This is a genomic window from Gordonia sp. SGD-V-85 (assembly GCF_001456905.1).
GTDB classification, from domain to species: domain Bacteria; phylum Actinomycetota; class Actinomycetes; order Mycobacteriales; family Mycobacteriaceae; genus Gordonia; species Gordonia hongkongensis.
The window spans coordinates 121,176-139,864 of record NZ_LNQO01000004.1; the positions used below are offsets into that span (position 1 = coordinate 121,176).

The 18,689-nt window shown below is 69.7% G+C and carries 19 protein-coding genes; 4 read left to right on the plus strand and 15 right to left on the minus strand.

Going from position 1 to position 18,689, the window contains the following annotated elements:
- Positions 1 to 6 precede the first annotated feature (6 nt).
- On the plus strand, positions 7 to 681 hold the full coding sequence (locus tag AS181_RS06020; protein WP_058250689.1) for an energy-coupling factor ABC transporter ATP-binding protein: 675 nt from the start codon (positions 7 to 9) through the stop codon (positions 679 to 681).
- Entirely contained in the window at positions 678 to 1,280 is a 603-nt protein-coding gene (locus AS181_RS06025) for an energy-coupling factor transporter transmembrane component T family protein (RefSeq protein ID WP_058250690.1), read from the plus strand. The genes AS181_RS06020 and AS181_RS06025 overlap by 4 nt, the downstream gene beginning before the upstream one ends.
- Before the next feature lie 9 nt (positions 1,281 to 1,289).
- Here the strand turns inward: AS181_RS06025 and AS181_RS06030 are convergent, their stop codons facing one another.
- From AS181_RS06030 to guaB, 4 genes are all read right to left on the minus strand, one after another.
- Entirely contained in the window at positions 1,290 to 2,225 is a 936-nt protein-coding gene (locus tag AS181_RS06030) for an epimerase (RefSeq protein ID WP_058250691.1), read from the minus strand.
- Positions 2,226 to 2,320: 95 nt separating this feature from the next.
- Positions 2,321 to 4,108: an FAD-dependent oxidoreductase gene (locus AS181_RS06035; RefSeq protein WP_078112082.1), complete on the minus strand. Its 1,788-nt coding sequence runs from the start codon at positions 4,106 to 4,108 to the stop codon at positions 2,321 to 2,323.
- A 226-nt stretch (positions 4,109 to 4,334) separates the two neighbouring features.
- The gene (locus tag AS181_RS06040; RefSeq protein ID WP_058250882.1) at positions 4,335 to 5,492 is read right to left on the minus strand and encodes a GuaB3 family IMP dehydrogenase-related protein; all 1,158 of its coding nucleotides are present in this window, start codon (positions 5,490 to 5,492) and stop codon (positions 4,335 to 4,337) included.
- A gap of 87 nt (positions 5,493 to 5,579) precedes the next feature.
- Complete coding sequence (gene guaB / locus AS181_RS06045; protein ID WP_058250693.1) at positions 5,580 to 7,091, minus strand: IMP dehydrogenase; 1,512 nt, start codon at positions 7,089 to 7,091, stop codon at positions 5,580 to 5,582.
- 146 nt (positions 7,092 to 7,237) lie between these two features.
- Between guaB and AS181_RS06050 the strand changes: the two genes are divergently transcribed.
- Positions 7,238 to 7,627 (plus strand): DUF5319 domain-containing protein, encoded by a 390-nt coding sequence (locus AS181_RS06050; protein WP_058250883.1) that lies wholly within the window; start codon positions 7,238 to 7,240, stop codon positions 7,625 to 7,627.
- A 136-nt stretch (positions 7,628 to 7,763) separates the two neighbouring features.
- Here the strand turns inward: AS181_RS06050 and AS181_RS06055 are convergent, their stop codons facing one another.
- From AS181_RS06055 to AS181_RS06065, 3 genes are all read right to left on the minus strand, one after another.
- Complete coding sequence (locus tag AS181_RS06055; protein WP_058250694.1) at positions 7,764 to 8,837, minus strand: anti-sigma-D factor RsdA; 1,074 nt, start codon at positions 8,835 to 8,837, stop codon at positions 7,764 to 7,766.
- Entirely contained in the window at positions 8,821 to 9,408 is a 588-nt protein-coding gene (locus AS181_RS06060; protein WP_010841867.1) for a sigma-70 family RNA polymerase sigma factor, read from the minus strand. Before AS181_RS06060 ends, AS181_RS06055 begins: the two co-directional genes overlap by 17 nt.
- A 175-nt stretch (positions 9,409 to 9,583) precedes the next feature.
- Complete coding sequence (locus AS181_RS06065; RefSeq protein WP_058250695.1) at positions 9,584 to 10,543, minus strand: hypothetical protein; 960 nt, start codon at positions 10,541 to 10,543, stop codon at positions 9,584 to 9,586.
- Positions 10,544 to 10,959: 416 nt separating this feature from the next.
- Between AS181_RS06065 and AS181_RS06070 the strand changes: the two genes are divergently transcribed.
- A complete protein-coding gene (locus AS181_RS06070) occupies positions 10,960 to 11,256 on the plus strand; it encodes a WhiB family transcriptional regulator (protein WP_010841865.1) in 297 nt (98 codons plus the stop codon).
- 99 nt (positions 11,257 to 11,355) lie between these two features.
- Here the strand turns inward: AS181_RS06070 and groL are convergent, their stop codons facing one another.
- The 8 genes from groL to alr form a co-directional block, all read right to left on the minus strand.
- A complete protein-coding gene (gene groL / locus AS181_RS06075) occupies positions 11,356 to 12,972 on the minus strand; it encodes a chaperonin GroEL (protein WP_058250696.1) in 1,617 nt (538 codons plus the stop codon).
- A 132-nt stretch (positions 12,973 to 13,104) separates the two neighbouring features.
- Positions 13,105 to 13,404 carry a co-chaperone GroES gene (gene groES / locus AS181_RS06080; protein ID WP_004019185.1) on the minus strand — a complete coding sequence of 100 codons (300 nt, stop codon included), beginning with the start codon at positions 13,402 to 13,404 and terminating at the stop codon, positions 13,105 to 13,107.
- 195 nt (positions 13,405 to 13,599) lie between these two features.
- Positions 13,600 to 14,646 carry a tRNA (adenosine(37)-N6)-threonylcarbamoyltransferase complex transferase subunit TsaD gene (gene tsaD, locus AS181_RS06085; RefSeq protein WP_058250697.1) on the minus strand — a complete coding sequence of 349 codons (1,047 nt, stop codon included), beginning with the start codon at positions 14,644 to 14,646 and terminating at the stop codon, positions 13,600 to 13,602.
- A complete protein-coding gene (gene rimI, locus AS181_RS06090) occupies positions 14,643 to 15,152 on the minus strand; it encodes a ribosomal protein S18-alanine N-acetyltransferase (RefSeq protein ID WP_058250698.1) in 510 nt (169 codons plus the stop codon). Before rimI ends, tsaD begins: the two co-directional genes overlap by 4 nt.
- Positions 15,149 to 15,853: a tRNA (adenosine(37)-N6)-threonylcarbamoyltransferase complex dimerization subunit type 1 TsaB gene (gene tsaB, locus AS181_RS06095; RefSeq protein ID WP_058250884.1), complete on the minus strand. Its 705-nt coding sequence runs from the start codon at positions 15,851 to 15,853 to the stop codon at positions 15,149 to 15,151. The genes rimI and tsaB overlap by 4 nt, the downstream gene beginning before the upstream one ends.
- Entirely contained in the window at positions 15,850 to 16,326 is a 477-nt protein-coding gene (gene tsaE, locus AS181_RS06100; RefSeq protein ID WP_058250699.1) for a tRNA (adenosine(37)-N6)-threonylcarbamoyltransferase complex ATPase subunit type 1 TsaE, read from the minus strand. The genes tsaB and tsaE overlap by 4 nt, the downstream gene beginning before the upstream one ends.
- Positions 16,323 to 17,459 carry an alpha/beta fold hydrolase gene (locus tag AS181_RS06105; RefSeq protein WP_058250700.1) on the minus strand — a complete coding sequence of 379 codons (1,137 nt, stop codon included), beginning with the start codon at positions 17,457 to 17,459 and terminating at the stop codon, positions 16,323 to 16,325. The genes tsaE and AS181_RS06105 overlap by 4 nt, the downstream gene beginning before the upstream one ends.
- On the minus strand, positions 17,456 to 18,622 hold the full coding sequence (alr, locus tag AS181_RS06110) for an alanine racemase (protein ID WP_058250701.1): 1,167 nt from the start codon (positions 18,620 to 18,622) through the stop codon (positions 17,456 to 17,458). Before alr ends, AS181_RS06105 begins: the two co-directional genes overlap by 4 nt.
- Between the last annotated feature and the right edge of the window lie 67 nt (positions 18,623 to 18,689).

Genomic DNA, 18,689 nt, shown 5'->3' on the forward strand with positions numbered 1-18,689 from the left:
GCGGCGATGATCGAATTCACCGATGTCACCCACGCCTACGGCGACCGGGTCGTCCTGCGCGAGGTCTCACTGACGTTGTCGGAGAACCGGATCGGGATCGTCGGCGCCAACGGCAGCGGCAAGTCGACGCTGGCGCGGATGATCAACGCGCTCGTCGTGCCCGACTCCGGGACCGTCATCGTCGACGGGCTATCGGTCGCGAAGAACAAGCGTGAGGTCCGACGCCGGGTGGGCTTCATCTTCTCCGACCCCGACCGTCAAATCATCATGCCGACGGTCCGCGAGGACATCGAACTGTCGCTTCGTCGAACCGATCTCGACAAGTCCGCGCGCGCCGAGCGTGCCGGCGAGGTGCTCGCCCGATTCGGCCTCGCCGACCACGCGGACCATCCGGCCCAGCGGCTCTCCGGCGGGCAGAAGCAGCTCCTCGCCCTGGCGTCGGTGTTCGTGACCGACCCCGCGATCATCGTCGCCGACGAACCCACCACCCTGCTCGACCTGCGCAACACCCGCATGCTCACCGACGTGTTCGCGACCCTCGACGAGCAACTCGTCGTCGTCAGCCACGATCTCGACATCCTGGCCGACTTCGACCGCGTCATCGTCATCGACGAGGGGCGGGTCGTCGTCGACGACGAACCTCGGCCTGCGCTGGCCGCCTACCGCGGGATGATGTCGTGAACGTCCTCGGCGTCTACCGTCCCGGCAACACGCTGCTGCACCGACTGCCCGCAGGCGTCAAGTTCGTCGCGATGGGCGTGGTGATCCTGGTGCTGTCGCTGACGGTCCGGTCGCTCACCGCCCTCGGCATCGCGACGGCCGGGGTCGCGGTCGTCTACGCGCTGGCGGGGATCGGGCCGCGCGAGGCGTGGCGGCAGCTGCGGCCACTGATGTGGTTGCTGCTGTTCATCTTCGCGTTCCAGGTCGTCTTCACCGACTGGCGGCGGGCGGTAATCGTCTGCGGCGTCCTCGCGCTGTCGGTCGCACTCGCCGCGGCCGTCTCGCTGACCACCCGCACGACGGACATGCTCGACACGATCGTCCGTGCGCTCGGCCCCCTGAGACGGCTCGGGGTGCGCGTGGACCTCATCGCCCTCGCGCTGGCGCTGACCATTCGGGCGATCCCGCTGATGGTCGAGGTGGTGCGGGAGGTCGACGAGGCACGCAAGGCTCGCGGGCTCCGGCCCGGTCCACGCATCCTCGTCGCGCCGGTTGTCCTCGCCGCCCTGCGCACCGCCGACGGTTTCGCCGACACCCTCACCGCGCGCGGACTGGACTGAGGCGACCTCTCAGAGCAGATCGGAGAGTGCGTCCTCGAGCCGTGGGAAGCGGAATTCGAAACCGGCGTCGGCCAGTACATCAGACCGCGCGCGGCGCCCCGTGAGTCCGAGGGCCGGGTCCGTGCGCAGCACCACCGCACCGAGCTTCAGCAACCACGCGGGCGTCGGCGGCGCGGGCGGCCGTCCGATCTCCGCGCGCAGCATCGCCATAAGTTCGGAGTTGCGCACCGGATTCGGACTGGCCGCCACGACGACACCGTCGGGCAGCGACACCGCGCCGTCGACCCGCAGCGCCGCGCGGGCGATCGCGAGCCAGTCGTCGATGTGAATCCAGCTGAACCATTGCCGGCCGTCGCCGACCCGCCCGCCGAGTCCGAACCTGGTCAGGCCCACGAGGCGTCGGATGGCCGGCGAATCCGCATCGAGCACGATCGAGGTGCGCAGCACGGTCAGATGGTCGGTGTTCGCGCCGTCCACCGCCTCCTCCCAGGGCTGCGCCACACCGGTCATCTGCGGGAGGCCCACCGGGATCGGCGTCGATTCGGTGCACCACAGTTCACCCGCGTCGCTCCAGATCGCGGTCGTGCTGGACTGCAGCCAGTACGAGATCGGCGTCGTGCGTTCGCGCGATGCGGTGACGAGTGCTCGCGTCGCGTCGACCCGACTGTTCCGCAGTGCGGCGATGTTGGCGTCCGTGGGGCGGCAATCCACGAGTTTGCCCGCGAGGTTGACCACCGCCGTCGGACGATCTGCGGCCAGCGTCTCGACCCAGTCGCCCTGGGTCCTGCCGTCCCAGACCACCTGCTCGAACGGCGACGACGGATCGACCCGCCGCGTCAGGATGACCGGATGGTATCCACGCTCGGCGAGATCGGTCGCCAGATGCGTTCCCAGCGAGCCACTTCCGCCCGCCAACACCACGGTCAGCGGCTCTGTACCCGACATGCGTCTCCCCCCGTTCGGCACTGGACGACGACACTACCCGCCGACGCCTCCGACCGGGATTTCGTGGTCACAGTGCGCGTGACGGCGCACCGGCGCTACGAGATGCGTTGTGCCGTGAGTGGAGTGGCGGGGACGACCGGGGTGATCGGCAGCCGCAGGGCGCCGGGTGCGTCGGCCGGCACCACCGGGGACGCCGGCGTCGTCGGCTCGATGCGGCGGTACGGGTCGCCCTGCGCAGGACGCCGGTCCTGTTCGCCCTTGTTCGGCCACAGTGCCGCCGCGCGTTCCGCCTGCGCGCAGATCGTCAGCGACGGATTGACGCCGAGGTTCGCCGACACCGACGCGCCGTCGGCGATGTGCAACGTCGGGTAGTTCCACACGCGCTGGTAGGGATCGATGACGCCGTTGTCCGGGTCGTCGGAGATCGCGCAGCCGCCGAGATAGTGCGCGGTCAGCGGCATGTTGACGATGTCGCCCCAGGTCCCGCCGGCGACGCCGCCGTCGAGTTTCGCCGCGATCCGGCGAGTTGCCTCGTTGCCCTTCGGAATCCACGTCGGGTTCGGCTCGCCGTGGCCCTGCTTGCTGGTGACGTACCGCACCGGTCCGCGCTTGCGGACGAAGGTGGTCAGCGAGTTGTTGTTGTTCTGCATGACCAGGGCGATCACGGTCCGCTCGCTCCACTGTCGCACCACGAGCAACCGCACCAGCAGGAACGGGTTGCGGGCGACCTGACGCAGGAACTGCCCGAACCGATTGCGCCGGGACCCGCCGTCGGTGAGCAGGGTCTGCAGGTACGCGATCGCGTTGGAGCCCTTGCCGTATCGCACCGGTTCGATGTGCGTGTTCGGCTCGGGATAGAACGACGAAGTGATCGCGACGCCGCGCGAGTAGTCGTTCTCCGGATCGATCCGCGACCCCATCGCACCCAGTATCGACTCCGAGTTGGTGCGCGTGAGCCGACCCATCGCGTCCGAGATCTGCGGCAGCGTACCGAGTTTCGCGTGGTGCAGCAGTCGTTGGGTGTTGAACGTGCCGGCCGCCAGGATGACCTGACCCGCCGTGATCGTGCGTCGACGGCGTCCGAGCGGACCCCACGACGACGAGTGATGCGTGCCCACCTCCCAGACACCGTCGGCGCGCTGCCGGAGCGAGTCCACCGTGGTCCGGTCGATGATGGTGGCGCCGTGGCGTTCCGCGAGGCCGAGATAGTTCTTCAGCAGGGTGTTCTTGGCACCCACCCGGCACCCGGTCATGCACGCGCCGCACTCGGTGCAGGCGGTCCGGTCCGGACCCGCACCGCCGAAGTACGGGTCGGCGACGGTCTCGCCGGGCGCCCCGGACAGACCCGTCTTCGCACCGAAGAACACACCGACCGGCGTCGGGGTCACCGTGTCCCCGACACCCATCTCGGCGGCGACTTCGGCGACCACGCGGTCGGACGCGGTGACCGTCGGGTTGGTGACCACGCCGAGCATCCGCCGGGCCTGGTCGTAGTACGGGCTGAGCTCGTCCTCCCAGTCGGTGATGTGATTCCACTGGGGATCGGTGAAGAACGGCGTCGGGGGCTTGTAGAGCGTGTTGGCGTAGTTGAGCGAGCCGCCGCCGACGCCCGCCCCGGCGAGGATCATCACGTCTTTCAGGGCGTGGATCCGCTGGATGCCGTACAGGCCCAGCTTCGGTGCCCACAACCACCGGTTGAGGCGCCAGCTGGTCTTGGCGAAGTCCTCGTCCTCGAACCGACGACCGGCCTCGACCACGCCGACGCGGTACCCCTTCTCCACGAGCCGCAGCGCACTCACGCTGCCGCCGAACCCGGAGCCGACGATCAGAACGTCGAAGTCGGTGGCGCGTTCGGTCGACTTGTCGAATCCCATGCCGAACATACTAACGCGCCTTGTCACATAAAGAGACCCAGGTCACCCTAACCCTTCGTGACGCACCCTCCGCAAGCTCCGGGCGCTCCTCAGGGAGCGGAGGGGCCGCTGCCGTCCCGCAAGCTCCGAGCGCTCCCCAGGGAGCGGAGGGGCCGCTGCCGTCCCGCAAGCTCCGAGCGCTCCCCAGGGAGCGGAGGGGCCGCTGCCGTTCCGCAAGCTCCGGGCGCTCCTCAGCTCAGCCGCGGACGGACAACCCCACGCGCTGGAATTCCTTGAGGTCGCAGTAACCGGCCTTCGCCATGGCCCGACGCAGTGCGCCGACGACGTTCAGCTCGCCGTACGGGTCGTCGGAGGGGCCGTAGAGGACCCGCTCGAGACTCGGTCGGTCCTCGCCCGCGGCGACCTGCAGGAGGGCGCCGCGCGGGGTGTCGGGGTGAGCAGCGGCCGACGGCCAGTACCACCCGTTGCCGGGCGCGGAACTCGTTGCGGCGAGCGAGGTCCCGAGGACCGCGGCGTCGGCTCCACAGGCGATCGCCTTGACGATGTCGCCCGAGCTGTGGATGTCGCCGTCGGCGATGACGTGGACATAGCGGCCGCCGGTCTCGTCCAGGTAGTCGCGACGCGCGGCGGCGGCGTCGGCGATGGCGGTGGCCATCGGCACACCGATGCCGAGCACCTCGCCCGTCGTGGTGGCTCCCGCGGCGGAACCGTAGCCGACGATCACGCCCGCGGCACCCGTCCGCATCAGGTGCAGCGCGGTGCGGTGGTCGTGCACGCCGCCCGCGATGACCGGTACGTCGAGATCGGCGATGAAGGTCTTCAGGTTCAGCGGTTCCCGCTGCGTGCCGTCGGCATCGACCTGCGCCACGTGCTCCGCCGAGATGATCGTGCCGTGCACCACCAGGATCTCCACCCCGGCGGCCAGCAGCGCCGGGGTCAGCTCGGGTGCGTGCTGCGGGCTGACGCGGACGGCCGTGGTGACCCCCGCGTCGCGGACCTGGGCCACGGCCTCGCCGAGCAACCCGCTGTCGAGCGGGGCCGAGTGGAGTTGCTGCAGGTGTCGAACCGCCGCATAGGGATCCGGGTCCTCCGCCGCGATGGCGACGAGTTCGGCGATCTTCGCCTCGACGTCGCGGTGACGGGCCCACAGCCCCTCACCGTTCAGGACGCCGAGCGCGCCGAGCTTGCCCAGTTCGATCGCGACCGACGGCGACACCAGGGCATCCGTCGGGTGGCTCAGGATCGGCGAGGAGAACCGGTAGGCATCGATCTGCCATGCGGTGGAGACGTCCTTGGACGAACGGGTCCGACGGGACGGGACGATGCTGATGTCCCCCAGCTCGTAGGTCCGTCGGGCTGTCCGGCCCATGCCGATTTCGACGAGGTCACGCACCACTGCGCCTTTCTGCGGAGTTCAGCTGCACAACGACCCTACGGCCTGGCCCCCCGGACGAGTCCGGCGGGAACGACCTCGGGGAGTTCAGCGGGAATAGTAGTTGGGTGCCTCTGCGGTCAGCGTGATGTCGTGCGGGTGGGATTCCTTCAGGCCGGCCGCGGTGATCTGGACGAACCGCGCGGTCTGCAGATCCGGGATCGTCGACGCGCCGGTGTAGCCCATCGCGGCACGAAGGCCGCCGACGAGCTGATGTATCACCTGCGACAGCGGACCGCGGAACGGCACCCGTCCCTCGATGCCCTCGGGAACCAGCTTCTCCTCTTTGAGGACGTCGTCCTGGAAGTAGCGGTCCTTGGAGTACGACTTCGCCTGTCCGCGACCCTGCATCGCACCCAGCGAACCCATGCCGCGGTAGCTCTTGAACTGCTTGCCGTTGACCAGGACCAGCTCGCCGGGGGCCTCGGCGGTGCCGGCGAGGAGCGAACCGAGCATCGCGGTCGACGCCCCCGCCGCGAGGGCCTTGGCGATGTCGCCGGAGTACTGCAGACCACCGTCGGCGATCACGGGCACTCCCGCCTTCTGACAGACCGCCACGGCTTCGAGGATGGCGGTGATCTGCGGGGCACCGACACCCGCCACGACGCGGGTGGTGCAGATCGAGCCCGGTCCGACGCCGACCTTCACCGCATCGGCGCCGGCGTCGACGAGGGCCTGCGCGGCCTCGCGGGTCGCGACGTTGCCGCCGACCACGTCCACCCGATCGCCGACCTCGGCCTTCAACTTGGCCACCATGTCGAGCACGAGCCGGTTGTGCGCGTGGGCGGTGTCGACGATGATCACGTCGGCCCCGGCGTCGGCCAACGCCATCGCCCGGTCCCACTGCGGGTCACCGGTGCCGACGGCCGCCCCGACGAGCAACCGTCCGTCGGAGTCCTTGGTCGCCAGCGGATGCTGTTCGGTCTTGACGAAGTCCTTGACGGTGATGAGTCCGGTCAGGCGACCGTTGCCGTCGACGATCGGCAGCTTCTCGATCTTGTGCCGGCGGAGCAGTCCCAGTGCGGCCTCTGCGGAGACGCCCTCCTGGGCGGTGATGAGCGGGGCCTTGGTCATCACCTCGGCGACCGGACGGCTCTGGTCGACCTCGAACCGCATGTCGCGGTTGGTGATGATGCCGACGAGCTCACCCTTGTCGTCGACAACGGGCAGACCGGAGATGCGGTAGCGCGCGCACATGGCGTCCACCTCGGCGAGCGTGTGCGTGGGGGTGCACGTCACCGGATCGGTGACCATGCCCGCCTCGGACCGCTTGACGGTCTCGACCTGGCCGGCCTGCTCCTCGATCGACAGATTGCGGTGGAGGACACCCATACCCCCGGCGCGCGCCATCGCGATCGCCATCCGGGACTCGGTCACGGTGTCCATCGCCGAACTCACCAGCGGGACACGCAGCGTCACGTTCTTGGTCACCCGCGACGAGGTGTCGACCTCGCTGGGTATCACGTCCGACGCCGAGGGCAGCAACAGGACGTCGTCGAAGGTCAGGCCGAGCATCGCGACCTTGCCGGGATCGTCTCCACCGGTACGAACAGCAGTCATCGGACCATGGTATCGAGTCCCTTGTTGCGGCGATCGTCACACAGGAGTCTTCGCGCCGATGAGGTCGCCCGACCCACTCTCAACAGGTGCGCTCGACCGGTGAACGCCTGCGGCGCGCGCACCCGCGGATCGGCTACGGTGGTGTGGTGCGTGACCACCTGCCACCCGGCCTCCCGCCGGATCCGTTCGCCGACGATCCCAGCGATCCCGCATCCGCATTGGACAGCGTGGAGCCGGGTATCCCGTTGGACGAGAACGAGCGGCTCGCGGTCGAAGAAGACCTCGCCGATCTCGCACTCTACGAGGCCCTACTGGCCAATCGCGGTGTACGCGGCCTGGTCGTCGTGTGTGAGGACTGCCGCGAGGACCACTACCACGACTGGGACATGTTGCGCGCCAACCTGATCCAGCTTCTCATCGACGGCACCGTCCGGCCGCACGAGCCCGCGGTGGATCCCCGTCCGGACGCCTACGTCACGTGGGATTACTGCCGCGGTTACGCCGACGCCCGTAGTCATCTCGACGACGAGCGCTGATCCTCCACGGACGCGGCGGTAACTGTCGCCGACTCTCCGGCACCACCAATGAGCGAGGCCCCGCACCGATCGATCCGGTGCGGGGCCTCGCTCATGATCTCCAACGACCGTTGGGGCCGGCGATGGTGCGGTCGCGTCAGCCGATCGGCCGACCGGCGTCCACGCCGGGCGGCGGCGTCCACGGGATCTCGGGGAACTCGGCCGGGAAACGGGTGACCTTCGTGCTCGACGACGGCGTCGACGGTTCTGCCGGCTCGCTCGAGGGCGGGACCGACGACGGCTCCTGCGGTTCGCTCGTCTGCTCGGACGGCGTGGTCGGTTCATCCGTCCCGCCGCCCGGAGGCGTCGACGCGTCGGGTGAGGGCTGGTCCTCGGAGTTCCGGAGATCGGGCCGGGTCGGGTCGATCGTCCCGGGCTGTTCCGCACCGGTCGACGGTGCGGGATCGGTGGTCTCGGTCGGCAGACCCGCACCCGCGCGGATGCGGTTCATCCAGTCCGTCATCTCGTCACGCATCTCGTTGTCCATCGGACCCATGCGCTCCTGCGCCTCGGCCAGCAGGCTGGCCGCCGCACCCGGATCACCGGCGGCGATCGCGGCCTCGGCACGCTCGAGGTTGTTCCGGACGTCGTGGGCCGCCTGCGTCTGCGACGCGGCCTCGGCGAACACGACCTGTTTGATGCCCCACAGCGGGTCGCCGGGTTGCGAGCCCTCGGAGAGCACGGTCAGGCCGGCAGCCGCAACGATGACGATCGCGGCGGCACCCGACACGACGCGCAGGTGACGGACCATGCGGCGGCCGCGACTCGCGCGCTCGCTGGTCCCGATTGCCCGCTCGACGTCGTCGACGGACAGCAGCTCGGGCTCGGGGGTGGACACGATCTCCGACCGCCAGCCCGACAGCATCTCGGCCAGCTGATACTCGGCCGCGTCGCGGGTCGGCACCGGCACATCGCGGGTCAGCGCGTCGAGGAAGTTCTCGTCGAAGTTCAGTTCGGAGAGATCGAGCGCGTCATCGGAAGCGGAGAGATCGAACGCGTCGAGTCCGGACTCCGCGTCCGAGGAGAACGGGTCAACCGGGCGGGGTCCGGGCCCGGCGGGCGCCGGGCCGCTCGAACCGGGCGCGCGACGGTGCGCCGGCGGCTGACCGGGTCGATTCGGCTGGTCACCACCGGCGACACGGCGTCTACGCCAATCAGACTGTCCGCTCATCGTGACCTCCTGTCCGTCTCAACTCGTCTTTCAATTTCGCCAGCGCTCGATGCTGGGCGACTCGTACTGCTCCCGCGGTGCTGCCGATCGCCTGCGCGGTCTCCTCCGCCGACATCCCGACGATCAACCGCAGGACCAGTACCTCGCGTTGTTTCTCGGGGAGGATGCCCAGCAGGGCTCTCATCCGCCTGCTGCCGTCGGCATCGATCGCGAACTGCTCGGGGCCACCGGTGACGTGTGAGACCTCGGGGATCTCCTCGACCGGGTCCGACTTCACCCGTGCCGCCACCCGCATGGCGTCGGCGACCTTGTGCGAGGCGATGCCGTAGACGAAGGCCATGAACGGTTTGCCCTGGTCACGGTACCGTGGCAACGCGGTCATCACCGCCATCAATGCCTCCTGCGCGATGTCGTCGGCGGAGAACAGATGCCGTTCCCCTACCCCGATGCGTCCTCGGCAGTAGCGCAGGATCGGTTCCTGCACGCTTTCGAGAACTGACGTGAGAGCTGCCCGATCGCCTTGGCCCGCGGCCCGAACGGCGTCGTTCAACTCACCACCTGTCAACTTCATCGCGCGTAGGAATCCCCGTGTTACAAGTCGGCCAACCGGTCTAATTGCCGGTCCTGGTCCGGGCCCCGGCACGGTGACGCCGCCGGTGGCGATCGTCGTGGCACGCGGCTGGAGAGCGCGTTCCGGCGACGTCTCCGGCGGCGACGACGTGGCAGACCCCAACACACCTTAGCGATCAACCGTCCGGCATCAGCGCCATGCCCTTGCCGATCAGCGTGGCGCGGAGCCGGCGGTGGTGAACGGCCTCGTCGCCGGACGCGGCTCCGGTGCCCAGCAGCAGGCTCATCGCCGCCCACTCCAGGGGCAGGAGGGCCTCGTCGCGAGCGTCGGCGACGACGTCCCGCGCCGCGTTCGCGGTGCCACCCCGATCCCCCGCGCCCGCGGCGGCAGCCGCGGCGATCAACGCGGTCTTCACTCGATGGCGGGCCGGGACCGGAGTCGCCGCGTCGTGCATCTCCCGCACCAGCAGTGCCCCCGCTCGGGCGTGTTCGAGCCCGGACGCCACGTCACCGCGGTACAGACCGAGTTCGGCGCTCACCCATTCCCAGCGCAGGCGGCAGCGCGTGGCCGTCATCCAGTCCGCGTCCGCCGGCCGCCAGGACCACTGTTCGGGGTTCGCCCCGACCGGCCGCTCGTCCGTGGGATCGAGGACCGTTCGCGCCCGGTCGAGCAGCCGACGGGACGCATCGAACCGCAGCAGACCCAGATTGTCGGCCGCGAGCCCGACGAGTCCGTCCGCGACCGCCGCTCGGATGAGCGAGACCTCGCGTGGCCCGGGGCCCGGTGCACCCGGCTCGGCCCGGGCGCCGGAGATTCCGACGGTGAGGAGGGCTCGACCGTCGACCCCATGCGAGATGTGGTGTCGCCCGGCCTGGCGGATCAGCGAGGCCCGCGTGCTCTGACACAGAGACAGCACGGCGAGGTGGGGGTCGGTGGGCGCGAATCCCCGCGCTCGCACACCGGCGACCCGTTCGAGGGACGCGAGCTCGGTGAGCGCGCGGGCGTAGTTCCCGTCCCCGCCGGCGGAGACCGCCGCGGCCCACGCATGCAGCAGCGGGACCACCGAAGGTCGCATCGAGGGGTGTCGACGCAGCTCAACGGCTTTGTCGAGCGTCGAGGAGGTGTTCTTGGTCACTCGATCTTTTTCGGTTTGCATGAATTTAACGAACGATTCCCAACGTTAATTCTCTGGACAGATCACGGGTGCATCATCGGAAGATTTCCGCCGTGTAAATCGGTTCGATCGACGTCACCACACCCCTACGTCCGACGCACTGGACAGACACCTGGACCCGGCAGTCATCATTGCAGGTCACACCGGGTCGGTCACCCCGGATCAGGGGGCACCGCAACGACGCATCCGCGCTGTGCTATCCAACCGCGATCACCTAACCCGCCGTTAACATTTCTGAGACTTTCGCAGCAATCCGGTCCCATTTCAGGGCTATTGACGCAATTTCTCAGGCCCGCTTAATGTGAGTTCAGCGTTGCAGGAAATCGACGTTTCCCACCGAAGCACCCCGGTGCGGCCCACGACAAGGAGTAGCTGTCATGCCTCAGCCCAATCATCTCCCCGGCCCCAACGCTGACATCTGGGACTGGCAGATGTCAGGACTCTGCCGCGGCGTCGACTCGTCGATGTTCTTCCATCCGGACGGCGAACGCGGCCGCGCCCGAGCGCAGCGTGAGCGACGCGCCAAAGAGATGTGCCACCAGTGCCCGGTCATCGCGCAATGCCGGGAGCACGCACTCGCGGTGGCGGAGCCGTACGGCATCTGGGGCGGACTGTCCGAATCCGAGCGCAGCATCTTGATGAAGCGGGGCGTCGGCCGCCGGATGGCCAGCTGAGGCCAGGGGCGTCGAACCCGACCAGACCACGACCGCGAGAGCCGGGCATCCCTGCGAGGATGCCCGGCTCTCGTGTTCGTCGAACTGCGCGGAGTTACGTCAGTGCGCGTGCCCGTGTCCCGCGTGACCGGCCGGTTCGTCGGCCGGCTGATCGGTGATCGCCGTCTCGGTCGTCAGCACCATGCGGGCCACCGACGCGGCGTTGACGACCGCCGACCGGGTGACCTTCACCGGGTCGATGATGCCTTCGGCGACCAGGTCGCCGTAGGACAGGCTCGCGGCGTTGAACCCCGAGCCCTCGGCCCCACCGGCGACCTTGTCGACCACGACCGCACCGTCGAGTCCAGCGTTCGCGGCGATCCAGTAGAGCGGCGCCCGCGCGGAGTCGCGGACGACCCGCACACCCAGGGCCTCGTCACCGGTCAGGGACTCGGCGAGGGCGTCGAGCTTCTTCGACGCCTGCACGATGGCCGAGCCACCACCGGGGATGATCCCCTCCTCGACGGCGGCCTTGGCCGCCGCGACGGCGTCCTCGACGCGGTGCTTGCGCTCCTTGAGCGCGGTCTCGGTGGCCGCACCCACGCGGATCACCGCGACACCACCGGAGAGCTTCGCCAGACGCTCGGCGAGCTTCTCCTTGTCCCAGTCGGAGTCGGACTGCTCGATCTCCCGTCGCAGCTGCGCCGAACGGTCCGCGATCGCGTCCTTGGTGCCGGCACCCTCGACGAGGGTGGTGGCGTCCTTGGTGACGACGACGCGACGGACCGAGCCGAGCACGTCGAGACCGACCGTCGGCAGGCTCAGGCCGATGTCGGAGGAGACGACGGTTCCGCCGGTGACGATCGCGAGGTCTTCGAGGAAGGCCTTGCGGCGGTCGCCGAAGAACGGCGCCTTGACGGCGACGGCGCGGATCGTCTTGCGGATCGAGTTCACGACGAGGGTCGACAGCGGCTCGCCCTCGACATCCTCGGCGATGATCAGCAGCGACTTGCCTGCTTCGACGACCTTCTCCAGCAGCGGCAGGAAGTCCGGCAGGGAGCTGATCTTGTCGCGGTAGAGCAGGACCAGCGCGTCCTCGAGAACCGCTTCCTGGCTGTCGAGATCGGTGACGAAGTAGGGCGAGAGGAAGCCCTTGTCGAACTGGACGCCCTCGGTGATCTCGAGGTCGGTGCTCAGCCCCGAGCTCTCCTCGACGGTCACGACACCATCGGCGCCGACCGCGGTCATCGCCTTGCCGACCATCTCGCCGATCTCCTCGTCGCGGGAGGACACGGTGGCGATCTGGGCGATGGCCTGTTCACCGGCGACGGGGGTCGCAGCGGCGAGCAGGGCCTCGCTCAGCGCATCGGCAGCCTTGCTGATGCCCTGCCCGAGAGCGATCGGGTTGGACCCGGCGGCGACGTTGCGCAGGCCGGCCTTGACCATCGCCTGTGCCAGCACGGTCGCGGTGGTGGTGCCGTCGCCCGCCACGTCGTTGGTCTTGGTGGCGACGGACTTCACCAATTGCGCGCCGAGGTTCTCGAACGGATCGTCGAGCTCGATGTCGCGCGCGATGGTGACGCCGTCGTTGGTGACACTCGGTCCGCCGAACGCCTTGGCGAGGACCACGTGCCGTCCGCGCGGGCCGAGGGTGACCTTCACGGTGTCGGCGAGCTGGTCGATGCCTCGCTCGAGCGCCCGGCGCGCGGTTTCGTTGAATTCAATCTGCTTGGCCATGAATCACTTTCTGCAACGGGAGCCTGTCGGCGTAACGCACATCGCCCCGGTACCCCTGCACGGGGCGCCGGGGCGATGTGAGACGCGATGAAGGCTCGCGGGGTCTAACTCGGCCGGAGTTCGGTGCCGGTCCTACTTGCCGATGACGGCGAGGACGTCGCGCGCCGAGAGGATCAGGTACTCCTCGCCGGCGTACTTGATCTCGGTGCCGCCGTACTTGCTGTAGATGACGGTGTCACCTTCCTTGACGTCCACGGGGACGCGGTTGCCCTGCTCGGTGACCCGACCCTCGCCGACAGCGATGACGGTGCCTTCCTGCGGCTTCTCTTTGGCGGAGTCCGGGATGACCAGGCCCGACGCGGTGGTCGTCTCGGCCTCGACGGCCTGCACCAGGATCTTGTCCTCAAGCGGCTTGATGTTCACGCTCGCCACGATGTGAGTCCTCAACTTTCGTACTGAGAAAGAATCTGCACGTTCACGGCCCTGCAAAACCCCGTCGTCGCGGGTGTCCGAGGCTTCGGTCAGCGCCATCTAGCACTCTATACATGCGAGTGCCAGCACTCAAGGGTGGAGGCTGCAAAAACCCGGCCGTGTTCGCTCCCCGCGAAGACGGCCGGGCTCCGTCCGCTACAGCTGACTGACACGCACCGACATCGCCGGGTCCGACGCCACGGTCAGCGGCGAGGGCGCCGCGCCCCCGCCGATCACATGAGCGCCGAGCGTCGCGATCATGACGCCGTTGTCGGTGCACAGGCGCGGCTTCGGAACCCGCAGGTCGATCCCGGCCGCCGCGCAGCGTTCCTCCGCCAGCGATCGGATGCGCGAATTGGCGGTGGCACCGCCGCCGAGGACCAGGGTGTCCACCCCGAGGTCACCGCAGGCCCGGACTGCCTTCATCGTCAGCACGTCCGCCACCGCCTCCTGGAACGAGGCCGCGACGTCCGCCACCGGTGCCTCCACACCGTCGCGCACGCATTTCTCGACATACCGTGCGACCGCGGTCTTGAGTCCGCTGAAGGAGAAGTCGTGCCGCGAGTCGCGGGGACCGGTCATACCGCGTGGGAAGGCGATCGCACCCGGGTCACCCTCACGGGCGACGCGGTCCAGCGCCGGCCCCCCGGGAAAACCGAGATCGAGCAGGCGGGCGACCTTGTCGAAGGCCTCCCCGGCCGCGTCGTCGACCGTGGTGCCCAGTTCGACGATGGGCTCGGCGAGATCGGTGACGTGCAGCAGGTGCGTATGTCCACCGGAGACCAGCAGTGCGACGCACTCCGGCATCGGTCCGTGCTCGAGGGTGTCCACCGCGACGTGCCCGCCGAGATGGTTCATCGCGTACAGCGGCACGTCCCAGGCGAGTGCGTAGGCCTTCGCCGCGGCCACCCCGACGAGCAACGCGCCGGCGAGTCCCGGCCCGATGGTGACCGCGATGGCGTCGGGGCGGTCGATCCCGGCCGCCTCCCGCGCCCGACGCATCGTGGGGACGATCGCCTCCAGGTGCGCTCGGGAGGCGATCTCGGGGACCACGCCGCCGAACCGGGCGTGTTCGTCCACGCTCGACGCGACCTCGTCGGCCAGCATCGTCGCGAATCCGGGTGTGTCGCCGTCGCCCGGCGTCCACCGGACGATGCCGACACCCGTTTCGTCGCAGGAGCTTTCGATGCCGAGAACGATCACGCCGGGCCCTCCTCCGGTTCGAGCGGCCGGCCCGACACCGGGAGCCGCAACATCGTGTAGGCATCCGCGCCGGACGGCTGATAGTAGTTGCGGCGAATACCCGCGGTGCTGAACCCGTGATGTGAGTACAGCCCGATCGCCACCTCGTTGTCGGTGCGTACCTCCAGGAACACCGCGGCGTCGTTCTCGTCCGCGACGGCGAGCATGGCCTCGAGCAGCGCCCGGCCCACTCCCCGTCCCCGATGGTCCGGATCGACGGCGATGGTGTGGATCTCGCACTCCCAGGCGTCGGGTTGCCCGAGCGTGGAGATCCCGGCGTAACCGATGACGTCGGCGCCGAGGCGCTCCCGAGCCGCGAAATAGGTGTTGTACGGGGCGTTGAGTTCGGCGCGGAAAGCCGCGGCGGGCCAGGGTGAGTCGTCGGCGAACATCCGCCGTTCCAGCGCGGCGCAGCGCGGGATGTCACCGAAGGTGAGCGCGTCGATGACCAGCTCCGGTGTGGTCATCGCGCCGCACCCGCCCGACGGGCCTTCTGCTCGACCGCGTCGGGGCGTCGTAGATACAGCGGCACAAGGGGTTCGGGTTCGGCGCCCGCGACGATGTCGGCGGCAGCCGCCATGACCACCCCGCGTACGGTCGGCACGCCGGTCGCGGGTGGATCACCGGTCCAGCCGGCGAGTTCGAGGTGGGCCGCAGAACCCGCCACCGCACCGATCCGCCCCCCGGCGACATCGGGGGCGAGCTCCTCGGCGACCACCGCGGGCGCGGTCACCTCGGGGCCGCGCACACGGCGGCCACCCTCGTAGAGCGCCCAGTAGACCTCGCGCCGGCGCGCGTCGGTCACCACCAGAGCCCGCGATCCTGCGTCGTCCGGACCGGCGTCGACGGCAAGCGCATCGAGGGAGCACACGCCATACGCCGGTATCCCCAGCCCGTCGGCGAAGGCGGCGCCGGTCGCCATCCCCACCCGGAGTCCGGTGAACGGCCCGGGCCCGCAGCCGACGACCACCGCGGTCAGTTCGGTTCGGGCCGTGCCGGATTCGGCAAGACACTCGGCGACCAGGGTGGTGAGCAGTTCCGCGTGCCGTCGGTGGTCGGCGACCACCCGTTCGGCCAGCACGCGCACCTCACCGTCGCGCAGTTCGGCCACTCCGGCCACCACCGAATCGGTGGCGGTGTCGACCGCCAGCACCAGACCCTGACTCATTCCGCGCTCACCCACTCCCACTCGGCGTGTCGCACATCGGTTTCGGTGTCCCGTCGCAGCCGCACGACCAGATGCCGGTCGGCGAGCCGCTCGGCCACACCTTCGCCCCACTCGACGACGACGACCGCCTCGTCCAGGTCGGAGTCCAGGTCCAGGGCATCGAGTTCGTCGAGCATCCCGGACCCGCTTCCCGTACCGCCGAGCCGATAGGCGTCGACGTGGACCATCCCCGGGCGGTCGGGCCGGCCCGGCCGGTGCTCGCGGGCGATGATGAACGTCGGCGAGGTCACCCGTCCCTCGACGCCGAGACCGGCACCGATCCCGCGGGCCAGCGCCGTCTTTCCCGCGCCCAACGGACCGTCGAGGATGACCACGTCACCTGCGGACAGGGTCGACGCCAGCTCGGCGCCGAAGGCCTCGGTGTCATCGACCTCGGGGAGGTCGCGCGTACCGCGGGGACCCACGCCGCTCATCGGCGGCCTCGCTTCCACCAGCGCCGACGGGGGGCCGGCAGAGCGATCCGCGCGCGATCCACCAGTTCGGCGATCGCGTCGCTGACGAGCCGGGGCTCCTCCATCTGGACCATGTGGCCGGAGCCCTTGGCGACGACCAGGCGGGAATCGGCGCCCAGTTGGGAGTACATCCGGACCGAGTTGCGTAATGGTGTGAGCCGGTCCCGGTCTCCGCACACGACCGTGGTCGGCACCTGGGCGACCACCGGCAGGGCGGTCGACTCGTCGTGGATCTCCAAGGCGTGCAGAAAGTTCACGATGGTCTCGATCGGCGTGCTCTGGATCATCGTGTCCACCGCGGCGCCGAGGGCCGGACTGTAGAACGTCGGCCCGAAACTCGCCGCGACCAGCACCGGTTCGAGGGCGGCGCGGGTCAGGCCGCGGCCCGCCTGGACCAGGCGCGGCGCGCGGCGCACACTCATCCGGAAGGCATCCACCACCGGATTGCGCAGTCCCTCACCGAGTCCGGCGTCGGTGACACCGCGCGACGCCGTCGCCACCAGCGCCACCCCGGCGACCGGACCGTGCGACGAGAACAATGCCGGGTGCCGGCGCGCGAGCCCCATCAGCGTCATCCCGCCCATCGAATGACCCACGAGCACAACGGGTCCCATGGGTACGGTGGCACGGATCACCGCTGCCGCGTCGTCGGCCAGCTGCGCGATCGTGCAGGTCTCGGTCGGGGCCGGGTCGCTCTCCCCGTGCCCCCGGTGATCGAAGAACACCAGCCGGTAGTTGCGATCGTGCCACTCGGCGGCGAGTTGCTCGCGCTGGAAATGCCAGCTCGACAGCCGGAGGCTGAAGCCGTGCACGAACACGATCGTGAGGTCGGGCACGGAGCCTTCCGACACCGTCCCGAGGTCGACGATCCGCACCGCGAGATCCAGGCCGTCATCGGCGGTGACCGTGGTCCCCCGCTCGCGGTAGAGCGCGGTGAGATCGACATCGGCGTGCGGGTCCGGCCGGCCCACCACGCTCTTGCGGGCGATGTTGCGCGCTGCCCCGACGGCTGCCATGCCGCCCAGGGCGGCGATCCCCGCCACCCCGGCCAGCAGTCCGACCCGGTCGGATTCCACCACTGCTGCCTCGCTCACTGTCCGGTCTCCGTTGTCTCGGCGGCGAGCCCGACCTGCCTCTCGCCGAGGTAACGACGGACCACGCGCGTCCCGACCTGGGAGACGATCTCGTAGTCAATGGTGCCGATCGCGTCCGCCCAGTCCTTCGCGGTGGGGCCGCCCGAGGCGCCGGTGCCGAACAGTTCGGCCTGGTCGCCCTCGCGGACACCCGCGCCGTCGGGTCCGAGGTCGACGACCAGCTGATCCATGCAGATCCGGCCCACCCCGTCGAACATCCGCTCGCCGATCCGGACCCGGATCCGGCCCGACAGCAGGCGCGGCACGCCGTCGGCGTACCCCGCGGCGACCACGGCCACCACCGTGTCGCGCGGCGCGATCCACGTCTCGCTGTAGGACACACCCTGCCCCGCGGCGACCTTCTTCACGAGCGCGATGGTCGCGGTCAGGGTCATCGCCGGGATCAGCCCGAAGTCGCCGCGTGCCGGTACCGGGGTCCGGCCGTAGACGGCGACCCCCGGCCGTACCAGGTCGCGGGCGAGATCCGGACGGGTCAGCGCGGCAGGCGAATTGGCGATGTGGACCACCTGCGGTGCAGCGCCGAGGCGGGCCAGGTCGGCGACCGCGGCGTCGAGTCGCTGCGCCTGCGCGTCGTTCAGCGGGTGCTCGGGTTCGTCGCCGCGCGCGAGGTGGCACATCGCCGCACGCAGGGTCACCGAGCCGTCGACGTGCGCCTTCGCCACCCGCTCGGCGAAATCCGCCCACTCGTCCACCGCAACGCCGCTGCGATTGAGGCCGGTGTCCACCTTCGCGGTGACGACCGCGGACCGGCCGGTGCGGTGTGCCGCCGCGATCACCGCGTCGAGCTGGGAGATCGACGAGAGTGCGATGTCGATGCCGTCGACGATCGCTCCGGCGAAGTCGGCTCCCGGCGTGTGCAGCCACGCGGTGATCGGGGCGTCGATGCCGGCGGCGCGAAGCGCGGCGGCCTCGGTGAGGTGCGCGACCCCGAGTTCGGCGGCGCCGGCGGCGAGCACGGCGCGGGCCACCGGCAGGGCGCCATGGCCGTAGGCGTCGGCCTTCACGACCGCCATCACGTCAGCGCCCGAAGCGGCGCGCAGCACGCCGACGTTGTGGGCGATCGCGCCGAGATCCACGGTCGCGGTCAGAGCAGGGGAAGTCATCGTCGACCATTGTCCCAGATCGCCGGGTGCGGCTCGTCCCGGCTGCCTCCGGCGTGAGGTGCGCGTC

Excerpts from the sequence above, each read along its gene's own strand:
- AS181_RS06020 (WP_058250689.1), top strand. The coding sequence starts at position 7 with ATGATCGAATTCACCGATGTCACCCACGCCTACGGCGACCGGGTCGTC.
- AS181_RS06030 (WP_058250691.1), bottom strand. The coding sequence starts at position 2,225 with ATGTCGGGTACAGAGCCGCTGACCGTGGTGTTGGCGGGCGGAAGTGGC.
- AS181_RS06035 (WP_078112082.1), bottom strand. The coding sequence starts at position 4,108 with ATGTTCGGCATGGGATTCGACAAGTCGACCGAACGCGCCACCGACTTC.
- guaB (WP_058250693.1), bottom strand. The coding sequence starts at position 7,091 with ATGACTGCTGTTCGTACCGGTGGAGACGATCCCGGCAAGGTCGCGATG.
- AS181_RS06055 (WP_058250694.1), bottom strand. The coding sequence starts at position 8,837 with ATGAGCGGACAGTCTGATTGGCGTAGACGCCGTGTCGCCGGTGGTGAC.
- AS181_RS06060 (WP_010841867.1), bottom strand. The coding sequence starts at position 9,408 with ATGAAGTTGACAGGTGGTGAGTTGAACGACGCCGTTCGGGCCGCGGGC.
- AS181_RS06070 (WP_010841865.1), top strand. The coding sequence starts at position 10,960 with ATGCCTCAGCCCAATCATCTCCCCGGCCCCAACGCTGACATCTGGGAC.
- groL (WP_058250696.1), bottom strand. The coding sequence starts at position 12,972 with ATGGCCAAGCAGATTGAATTCAACGAAACCGCGCGCCGGGCGCTCGAG.
- rimI (WP_058250698.1), bottom strand. The coding sequence starts at position 15,152 with ATGACCACACCGGAGCTGGTCATCGACGCGCTCACCTTCGGTGACATC.
- tsaB (WP_058250884.1), bottom strand. The coding sequence starts at position 15,853 with ATGAGTCAGGGTCTGGTGCTGGCGGTCGACACCGCCACCGATTCGGTG.
- tsaE (WP_058250699.1), bottom strand. The coding sequence starts at position 16,326 with ATGAGCGGCGTGGGTCCCCGCGGTACGCGCGACCTCCCCGAGGTCGAT.
- alr (WP_058250701.1), bottom strand. The coding sequence starts at position 18,622 with ATGACTTCCCCTGCTCTGACCGCGACCGTGGATCTCGGCGCGATCGCC.